Origin of the sequence: Synoicihabitans lomoniglobus (genome assembly GCF_029023725.1) — a bacterium.
GTDB lineage: Bacteria > Verrucomicrobiota > Verrucomicrobiia > Opitutales > Opitutaceae > Actomonas > Actomonas lomonigloba.
In genome coordinates this window covers 3,991,567-4,002,496 of sequence record NZ_CP119075.1, presented here as the reverse complement: position 1 = coordinate 4,002,496, position 10,930 = coordinate 3,991,567, and the positions used below count along the sequence as shown (strand labels likewise).

The window sequence follows — 10,930 nt, the reverse complement described above, 5'->3', positions numbered from 1 at the left end:
TATAAAAATGATCAGCATGCTGAAAAAAACCTTTCCGTTCATTCTAGGGGCGGCACTTTGCGCCAGTGCGGCCACCGCTCAATCCGTGACCGGTTCGCTTGAGGTGACCTCGCCTCACTACGAGTCGACGGGAGGAACCATTAGCATATCGGTGTCGGTTGATTACACGGGGCTGGAGCTCTCCACGCTGGGTCTCGATATTCTACTGCCGAGTGGTTTTACCTATGTCGGGTCAAGCGCGGCTACCAGTGCCGACACCGTTCCACAGGCGACGCCAACCAATCCCACGACGGGCACGGCCGAGTTTGCATACATCACGAGTCCCGCAAGTGTCGCGTCATTCAAGGTGGCACTGGAATATGCCTCGGGCCTCACAGGCGATCAGCTGTTGTCTGGAAATATCTACTACACGATTCAAGGTGAGTCATCTATTCAAACGGTGGCTTTTACCTCGGTTACCTTGGTGAACTCGGCCGACGTGCCTGTGATCAACATTCAGCCGGCGAGCGTCTCCGTGCAAGCAGGAGAAAACGCTAGTTTTTCTGTCACAGCGACCAGCAATTATCCCCAGACCTACCAATGGTATTTTGGCGATCAAGCCATCAGTGGAGCCACGGCTTCGAGTTATAGCTTGAGTGGCGTTTCCAGCGCTTCGGGCGGCAGTTACTCCGTCGTCATCAGCAATGCGGCCGGGTCAGTGACCAGCGCAGCTGGCGTTCTCAGTGTGCTGGAATTACCAAAATTCAGCGGCACGCTAGTTGCGCAGTCCGTGGGCGAAGGGGTCGATGTGACCTTTACCGAATCAGTGTCGGGAAGCACCCCTATAAGTTATCAGTGGTATAAAGATGGGAACGCTTTGACGGGTCAAAATTCAGCAACCTTGAGCCTGGCTTCGGTCACTCCGGCAGACTCCGGAAGTTACTCGCTAATTGCGACGAATTCGGTGGGAAGCAGAACAGCGGGTCCCGCAGTATTGACGGTCAATTACCGGCCCATTTTTACGACGTCTCCTCAAAGCCAAACGGTCTTGGCCGGTGAAACGATCACTTTGGGTGCAACTATCGATGCGGTCCCCGCGCCAAATACCTATTATTGGACGAAGGATGGACTGATCATTGAAGGAGCCACCAGCGCCACTTTGGTGTTGAACAATGTTTCGCTCGCCGATGCCGGTGACTATGCGCTCGTGGCTTCGGGCGACTACGGATTCAGCACCAGCGACCATGCGACAATCACGGTCAATCAGGCACCGAGCATCAGCCAACAGCCGACCGACTACTCACAAGGTGCGCACGGAAATGCGACTTTTTCGGTGACGGCGGAGGGCCACCCGGATTTGAATTACCAATGGCGCAAGAACGGGGTCGTCATTGCCGGGGCTAACGGAGCCGCGTTATCGCTCACGGATGTCACAATCGAGGATGATGGCAGCCAGTTTGATGTCGTTGTGTCCAATAGCATTGGCAGTGTGACGAGTTCGACTGCCACGCTGACGGTGAACCAAGGACCCGTGGTGACCGGAATTTCTTTTGGTGGGACGACCACCGCGGCAGTGGGCGACAATGTTTCCTTCTCAGTAACGGTATCTGGTAACCCGGCCCCGACGGTGCAATGGCGTAAGAATGGTGTGGCGATTCCCGGCGAAACCGATCCGGTCATCATAATCAACAGCGTGCAGGTGAGCGATGCGGGGGAATACGACGTGGTCGCCACCAACGAGTTTGGCTCAACTACCAGCTTCAAACAAATATTCGCGGTTCACTACGCTCCGTCGATCACTGCCCAACCGGCGAGCCAGAGTGTGGCGATCGGTGGTGCGGCAACATTTTCCGTTTCGGCGGGTGGCTCGCCGGCCCCCTCCTACCAATGGCGAAAGAATGGCGTGCCTTTGGCATCCGGTGGCGTGGGCACCGCCATTACCCTGCCCAGTGTCACTCTGGCGGATTCCGGCTCCATCTATGATGTCGTTGTCAGCAATAGTCAGGGCCAAGTTACCAGCACTCCCGCAATCTTGACCGTTACTGATACGCGTAGTGCCGCTAGCATTACGGTGGCCCCGGTCGGCGGGTCCGTTAACGTTGGTGGTAGCTTCAGTTTCAGCGTGACTGCGGGCGGCACCGCGCCGTTCTCATATCAATGGCACAAGGACGGGGCGGAAATTGCGGGAGCGACGGGGGCCAATCTGACCTTGACCGGTATCGCATTAGGTGACGCCGGTTCCTATGCTGTGGTTGTCACCAATGAAGTGAGCTCGATCGTTACGGTCGGAGTGCAACTCGACGTCGTTCCTCGTTTGGCTGCTCCGACCATCAGGACTCAGCCTCGCGACGTCAGCGTGAAGTTGGGAAGCATCGCCAACTTGAGCGTCGTGGCATCGGGAAGTCCCGAGCCCTCCTACCAATGGCGCAAAAACGGCACCGCGATCAATGGCGCCACGGCAAGCACCATGGCATTGAACAATGTTCAGTTCACCGCCGCCGGTTCATACGATGTCGTGGTCACGAATTCGCAAGGAGCGGTCACCAGCAGCAGGGTGCGTGTTACCGTGTCCGCCACGGATACCGTGCCAACGATTACTTCCCAACCCCGCGACGCAATCTCTGCGCTAGGCCGGGACGTTTCATTTTCTGTCACGGCTACCGGTGTTCCCGAGCCGGTTTACCAATGGCTCAAGAATGGTGTGCCCATCGCCGGGGCGACCGCCACCACGCTTGGTCTGCCCGCCATCACGACCGACGCCGCAGGCGCTTACTCGGTCGCCGTCACCAATGCGGAGGGAGCGGTAACCTCGCGCAGTGCGATGCTGAAAGTGCTTTTGGCCAGTTACCAAGGCACCTATTTTGGCTCGTTTGGTCCTGGGCGCGGCACATTCGCGATCGTGGTGGAAGCGGACAACACAGGCTTCTTTCTAGGCTTTGACGAAATCGCCAACCTCTACGTCAGCGGCACCGTCACGGTGGCCGATGACGGCAGCTTTACGCTGACCTCGACCACCGAGTCGACCACCGCCCCCGCAAGTTTGGGCATTCGTTCGCCGAGCCGGGATTTGGGTGACGCAATCCTCGTTGGTGAGTTACCGTCCACCGGTCGTGCCGAAGTGGTTTTCGCGGCCAACATTGATTCCAATGGTAGCGTGACCGGCACGGTCACCGGCGTGGCGGGACTGCAAATGTCGGCCGCGCGGGAGGCGACCGGCGCGACGAGTTCGGTGGCGGGCTTTTATCAAGCCAGTGCCAGTGGTGGCGATGCGGTGACCTATACCATCGTTTCTCCGGCGGGCCAGGCCATCGTGATGACGAAGTCTTCGACAGGTGTGGACGCCGGTGTGGGCACCGCGAGCGCAACTGGTGCGGTCAACGTGACGACGGTAAAGAACAACACCGTTACCGCCACGGTATCTGCGTCGAGTTCAACGATCGCTGCCGCGGTGACGGATAGCACGGGTTCCTCGACGTCGTTCAATGGCGGAAGTGCCTCTCTGATCGCATCACAGCGATTGGTAAACATCTCGTCGCGAGCGCGTGCGGGTAGTGGGGTCTACCAAACCATCGCCGGTCTCGTGATTACGGGGGAAGATTCCAAATCCGTTCTGATCCGTGCGGTCGGACCTGGGTTGGCGACCTTTGGTGTAGGGGGCGTGCTCGCGGCGCCAAAGCTCGATTTATTCCGTGGAGCCGAAGTGATCGCGAGTAATACCGGTTGGGACTCGGGCGCCAACAGCGCCGAAATTGCGGCGGCGGCCGGATTAGCTGGAGCTTTTGCGCTCGAAGCCGGTAGCGGTGATGCTGCGTTGTTCGAGACGCTTGCTCCCGGAGCCTATACGGCCATCGCGGGTGGTGCGGATGGGGGCGAGGGGGTCGTGTTGATTGAAGTCTACGATCTATCAACACCATCCCTCGGCCAAAAGCTCTTCAATATCGCGACGCGGGCGGCGATCGGCACCGGGGATGAAACCTGCGTGGCGGGATTCGTCGTTTCGGGGACGGTGCCCAAACGCGTGCTGTTGCGCGGGGTGGGACCGACGTTGGGTGGCTTTGGGCTGTCTGAAGCGATTGCGGATTCGCAGATCAAACTCTTCCGTGGTCAGGAAGAAATCGCGTCCAACGACGATTGGGGCACGAGCAACGCGGCTGCGATCGCGGCAGCGGCTCAGGTCACCGGCGCCTTCGCGCTAGGCGAAGGCAGTAAGGACGCCGCGATGGTGATCAGCCTCGAACCGGGCGCTTACACACTGCAACTCAGCGGAGTGGGTGGCGCAACCGGCGTGGGCCTCATCGAAGTTTACGAAGTGCCGTAGTTCAAATTTCGGCCGTTGTGTATAATCCCGAACGTTTGCCCATGTTCTTATCCCGGTTTCTCCCCTTTTCCCTCCGCTCGTTGTTGCTGCTAGGTGTCATGACATTTTCGGCCCAGGCGTCCGCTCCTGCTAACGACGACTTCAATTCTGCCGAAGTATTATTGGGAATTTCCGGCACGACCGAGGGGAGCTTGGCGGAATCGACGCGAGAGGACGCCGTTGTTCAGCTGGGGGGGCATTCCGCGCGGGGAACGGTTTGGTATCGTTGGACTGCGGCTACAGCAGGTATGCTTTACTTGTCCGATACGTCCGGAGGCAACGAGGTCCTTCTGGTGGCGGTGGCCGGGCAAAACGCAGACCAACTGGTCCCGCTAGCGGATGGCAAGGGTGCCGTGGCGGTTGCAGTGCAGGCGGCTCAAACCGTTGCAATCGAAGCCAGTTATTCGAGTAATCTTGCTTCCCTTTCCGACGACATTTTTACGCTCGAATGGGAGTTTGTCGAAGCGCCCGCACTATCGGGATTGGAACTGTCGGGACAACCGTCTGCCGGAGGTGATGTCGTATTGACAGCTACCGCGACCGGAGGGACGGATTTGTCCTATTATTGGTTTCACAACGAGCAACCGGTCGACGGCGCGAATGTCGCGACTTTGGCGCTTTCATCGCTATCTTCCAGCGATGCTGGCCGTTATCACGTTGTGGCCAAGGATCGCGGTGGATTGGCGCGCAGTGAAGTCATCGAGGTGAGCGGTCCGGGGCTAGGTCCGAAGTTCACTACACAGCCGACTGGAGGCGTATTCAACGCCGGTGAAACCATTGTGCTGTCGGCTGAGGCTGAAGGGGAAGGAGCGGTCACCTTTCAGTGGCGCCGGCACGGGCTTGGTCTCGAGGGAGAAACGGCTTCGTCCTTCACGATATCCCCGGTCGCGATGCGGGATGCGGACATCTACGACGTGGTGGTGACTGATGCAGCGGGGTCTTTGGCGTCGAAGGCGGTGCGCGTCTCGGTCTCGCCCGCGCGGCGCTTGAATGCCCTGCGATTCCGGTCGGATAGGAACGTGGTTGTGGAAAAACCGGGAGCCCAGGCGGAAGCCGTTGCTGCGGCTACGGGTGGAGGGTATTGGGCCGCTGGAACCTTCTCACGACTCGGCGACGTATCGGTCGGTCGCGTAATCAAGGTCACTAGCGAAGGTCACCTAGACGGCACCTTCGCGGCGGCCACAGATTTCTCTGGCGAAATTGGTGGGCTGATTGACGACGGTGAAGGCGGGGTGTGGTTGTGGGGCAACATCGGTTCCTATGTCGGCACGAGTAAGGAAGGGGAATTGCGGCGGTATAACGCGACGGGTCAGCTGGTGCAATCGGTGGCGATGTCGTCTCTCGTGGAAGGTGCTCGATCAATCCGGGATGTGGTGCAGGACGGCACCGGTCGACTTTATATATTGTTTGATCGCGAGTCGGATCGCCTTATGCGGCGGCTTAGTAAAAGTGGAGCACCTGATACCGCATATGCTCCCCCCGCGACGTCCACCATAAATGTAGTCGATATTGTCGCGACGATGGACGGAACGGTATTCGGTCACACCAATAAAATGCTCCGTAGGATCACGCCGGCGGGCGAATGGGACTCCAATTTCGCGTTTGATTTGGGGGCGTGGAATTTTGTGATCGGTATGGCGGCGGCCGACATGGATCAGGTGGTTGTTTTTGGCAACACCAATGCCCACCCAGATTATGTTGGTCAGCCGTTGCAATGGATACGTTTCAGTGCTGATGGTTCGGAGATTTTGGGGAGCGCGGGGGCGGCTAATCTCCGCGGGACACATGACGATCTTCGACGTGTGCGCTCATTTTGGGCCGACTCAGCAGGCGAGATTCTCGTATCGGGAGTGACCATGAGAAATGGTTTCTTTGAAGGGAAACTATGGCGGATCAAATCGGGCGGTGCAGTCGAAGTGGAACAAGTTCTGCGATTCGGTAACGAAGCGCAGCGTAGCACGATTAAATGGGAATGGTATGACTCCATTTTTGCCGTTGGGGCGGACGGGGGGGTGTTGTTGGGTGGTGCATACCGTTATGTGAAGGAGACTGAAGCCGCCTCATTGGCCGTGTTAAAACCCGATGGGATCGTGGTCGCGGTGACGGATAGCCTGTGGTCTCCCGGACAAGTGAACGCATTGGTTCCGGACGACGCTGGAGGATTGGTGGTCGCCGGGCGTTTTGAACTTATCAACGGCAAGTCGGCGGTCAGCTTGGCCCGGCTGGATGCGGCGGGGACTTTGGATCAGGAGTTTGCTGCCTTCGGCCAACCGCTGGCATCGGTCAAAACCGTGTGGCGCGACGGAACGGGACGTTGGTTGATCATGGGGTATCATGAGGATGGAACTACCGACAGTGGGATCACGCGGGCACGGTTGTTGCCGAACGGGATGCCCGATCCTGATTTCAATACCTACGAGCTTAACCTTGGGGCTCCACCGGTGATCGGACTGTCGGGGGGGCGGACTTTACAGGCATCCTATAGCTCATTCGGGCGTATGGAGCTAAATTGGCTGGCCGAAGATGGCGCGAGTGAAACCACGCGATCGGCTTCGGACTTTTACAGGTTTTTTGATCTGAGTGAAACGGTTGATGGGGCAGTGGTGAGAGCCGGTTTGTCCGCTGCAAGCGTTGGCGGTTCATTGGCTGATCGTTTTCACGAGGGGCTGAGCACGAACTTGATGTTTGGTTACGGCCAGTTGAGTCCAATTTATGGATACGGATTTCGCCGCATTAGCCTCGCGTTGGGGGGGCTAATGACACCGGAAGAAGATTACGTGACATTCGAAAGCAATTTTGCGGTAAAGCGAGATACATGGGGGCGAGTGGACCCGAGTTTTGTGACCGCCGGACATTGGTCCGCCTCCAATGAGCATTACGCTGCGGCGGCGCTGACTAACGGTGAGATTCAACTGGCCGGTCGAATTTACGCCGGTGCCTCGGGCACTGCCAACAGCTTCGTTGATACCATCCACTGGGCGCGCATTTTGGCCGATGGATCACTGGATCCGGCGGCAACCTTGAGGGACTTGGATACGTCGGTGACCGCGCTGCTGCAGCGCGATGACGGTAATTTTTACGTCGCGACCGATGGCCGGGTGAGACTAACGGAGGAAATGCCCGGTTCCGAGTTGCCGGCGATCGTTCAGTCTCCGCAAGACACTTCTGCCGTAGTCGGAGAACAGGTGAACTTTTTTGCCAACGCCACTGGAATACCAGATCCCAGTTATCAATGGTTCAAGGATTCAGTAGCGATTAACGATGCGACGGCGGCGATGCTCGACTTGGGCGTGGTGGCTGTCACCGATGCCGGGATTTATCATGTCGTGGCGACCAACGCGTCTGGAACGGCCACCAGTGCGACTGCGATTCTTACGGTGGAGAGTTTGGGAGTTGCCCCGATCATCAACTCTCATCCGAGTGGTGTCGCAGCCACGATCGCGCCTGGAGTCGCTCACAGCGTGAATTTTTCGGTCGTTGCCACCGGCGACCCCGTGCCGACCTACCAATGGCGCAAGAACGGCACGCCCATTGATGGCGCTACGGCGTCCTCGCTGATGCTCGCGGACGTTTCGATTGAGGATTCGGGCTCTTCCTTCGATGTGTTGGTTAGCAATCGACTCGGCACGGTCACCAGCACGGCAGCGGTCCTGACCGTGACTGAAATCCTTGAAGCGCCCATGATAAGTATTCAGCCCACCGGTGCTGCGTTGCGATTTGGCCAAGCCTTCGGCGCGAGCGTGGTTGCGACCGGCACTGCACCCCTCTCGTATCAATGGACGAAGGACGGCTTGGCGATCGCCGGAGCCACCGCCGTTTCCATTGATCTGCCGTTCGTAACGCTGGTCGATGCCGGGATCTACGCTGTCACTGTAACCAATCTTGCCGGCTCCGTGACTTCGGTGGGTGCTGTGCTGTCGGTCGAGCCCGCGTCGGCCGAGCCGGTGATCACCGCCCAACCGCGTAACACGAGCGCGTTGGTAGGGGCGACCGCGACCTTGAACGTCAGCGTCACCGGGACCCCATCGCCGACATTCCAATGGCGTAAAAATGGTGTCGCTTTAGCCGGTGCAAACGCCTCCGTCTTGAACTTCGAAAACGTTGCGCTTTCCGCCGCCGGCGCCTACGATGTGTTAGTCACCAATTCGCAAGGCAGTGTGACCAGCATTCGGGTGCGCCTCACCGTTTCAGCCAGCAATATTGCGCCGAATATTACTTCGCAGCCTCGTGACACCATCGCGGCCACCGGCCAGTCCACCACGCTTTCAGTGGTGGCGACCGGCGTGCCGGATCTGACCTACCAATGGATGAAAAATGGCTTCCCGATTTCGGGTGCCACCGCTGCAGATTTGATGTTCAGAACGGTCTCAATCCAGGATGCTGGATCTTACGCCGTGGTCGTCACCAATGCGGAGGGAACAGTAACCTCGCGCAACGCCAGGTTGAAGGTGCTGCTCGCGAGTTACCAGGGCACTTACTTCGGTTCGTTTGGACCAGGACGAGGCGCGTTCGCGATCGTGGTGGAAGCGGACAACACAGGCTTCTTTCTAGGCTTTGACGAAATCGCCAACCTCTACGTCAGCGGCACCGTCACGGTGGCCGATGACGGCAGCTTTACGCTGACCTCGACCACCGAGTCGACCACCGCCCCCGCCAGTTTGGGTATTCGTTCGCCGAGCCGGGATTTGGGTGACGGAATCCTCGTTGGTGAGTTACCGTCCACCGGTCGTGCCGAAGTGGTTTTCGCGGCCAACATTGATTCCAATGGTAGCGTGACCGGCACGGTCACCGGCGTGGCGGGACTGCAAATGTCGGCCGCGCGGGAGGCGACCGGCGCGACGAGTTCGGTGGCGGGCTTTTATCAAGCCAGTGCCAGTGGTGGCGATGCGGTGACCTATACCATCGTTTCTCCGGCGGGCCAGGCCATCGTGATGACGAAGTCTTCGACAGGTGTGGACGCCGGTGTGGGCACCGCGAGCGCAACTGGTGCGGTCAACGTGACGACGGTAAAGAACAACACCGTTACCGCCACGGTATCTGCGTCGAGTTCAACGATCGCTGCCGCGGTGACGGATAGCACGGGTTCCTCGACGTCGTTCAATGGCGGAAGTGCCTCTCTGATCGCATCACAGCGATTGGTAAACATCTCGTCGCGAGCGCGTGCGGGTAGTGGGGTCTACCAAACCATCGCCGGTCTCGTGATTACGGGGGAAGATTCCAAATCCGTTCTGATCCGTGCGGTCGGACCTGGGTTGGCGACCTTTGGTGTAGGGGGCGTGCTCGCGGCGCCAAAGCTCGATTTATTCCGTGGAGCCGAAGTGATCGCGAGTAATACCGGTTGGGACTCGGGCGCCAACAGCGCCGAAATTGCGGCGGCGGCCGGATTAGCTGGAGCTTTTGCGCTCGAAGCCGATAGCGGTGATGCTGCGTTGTTCGAGACGCTTGCTCCCGGAGCCTACACGGCCATCGCGGGTGGTGCGGATGGGGGCGAGGGGGTCGTGTTGATTGAAGTCTACGATCTATCCACACCATCCCTCGGCCAAAAGCTCTTCAATATCGCGACGCGGGCGGCGATCGGCACCGGGGATGAAACCTGCGTGGCGGGATTCGTCGTTACGGGGACGGTGCCCAAACGCGTGCTGTTGCGCGGGGTGGGACCGACGTTGGGTGGCTTTGGGCTGTCTGAAGCGATCGCGGATTCGCAGATCAAACTCTTCCGTGGTCAGGAAGAAATCGCGTCCAACGACGATTGGGGCACGAGCAACGCGGCTGCGATCGCGGCAGCGGCTCAGGTCACCGGCGCCTTCGCGCTAGGCGAAGGCAGTAAGGACGCCGCGATGGTGATCAGCCTCGAACCGGGCGCTTACACACTGCAACTCAGCGGAGTGGGTGGCGCAACCGGCGTGGGCCTCATCGAAGTCTACGAGGTGCCGTAGCGCGTTGGGGTCGCGAGTTGCAATTCAGCGCCGATTGCTGAGGTTGAGCGAAGTCGGTCGGGAATAACCCCGGTCGACGTGATCTCCTCATTTGTCATGAAGTTCGCCGTTCGTTTTTTATCCGCCGTAAGCTTAGCTTTGCTCTTGAGCACCACCGTTCTCGCCGAGACGACGGCGGAGTTCGAACAACGTTTGGCGGACGAGGTGGGGAAGCCCGGCGTGTCGGTGGTGCATTTTTGGGCGACGTGGTGTCCCAATTGTTGGCGCGAGCACGACAACGACGGGTGGAAGAACTTCATTGAGGCCAACCCGGAGGTCACCGTCATTTTCGTATCCATTTGGGGCAGCAAAGAAAACGACGCGGCCGAGCTCGCGAAATATGGATTGGGTGACCAACCCAATCTGAAAATCATGCGGCACCCCAATCAGGCGCGTCGCGGCGCCGACCGCATGGTGACGTTACTCGGCAAAGAGGTGACCTGGATTCCCACCACCTGGGTCTACCGCGAGGGCACGCAGCGTTACGCCATCAACTACGGCGAAGTGCGTTTTGAGATGCTGCAACAGATGACCGACGACAGCCGCCCCGGGCAGTGGTAACCGCGGCGTAGTCACGGCGGGGAACCGATGCGTTGCAGGAATACGGTTGCATTTTGGG

At 58.8% G+C, this 10,930-nt stretch carries 3 protein-coding genes; all 3 read left to right on the top strand.

The window, feature by feature from the left end:
* Positions 1-16 precede the first annotated feature (16 nt).
* The 3 genes from PXH66_RS15405 to PXH66_RS15395 all read left to right on the top strand — a co-directional run bounded on the left by PXH66_RS15405 (position 17) and on the right by PXH66_RS15395 (position 10,872).
* Positions 17-4,297 carry a beta strand repeat-containing protein gene (locus PXH66_RS15405; protein WP_330932066.1) on the top strand — a complete coding sequence of 1,427 codons (4,281 nt, stop codon included), beginning with the start codon at positions 17-19 and terminating at the stop codon, positions 4,295-4,297.
* 296 nt (positions 4,298-4,593) lie between these two features.
* Positions 4,594-10,272 carry an immunoglobulin domain-containing protein gene (locus tag PXH66_RS15400; RefSeq protein WP_330932065.1) on the top strand — a complete coding sequence of 1,893 codons (5,679 nt, stop codon included), beginning with the start codon at positions 4,594-4,596 and terminating at the stop codon, positions 10,270-10,272.
* Between the two features lie 144 nt (positions 10,273-10,416).
* Complete coding sequence (locus PXH66_RS15395; protein WP_330929930.1) at positions 10,417-10,872, top strand: TlpA family protein disulfide reductase; 456 nt, start codon at positions 10,417-10,419, stop codon at positions 10,870-10,872.
* The last annotated feature ends 58 nt before the right edge of the window (positions 10,873-10,930 follow it).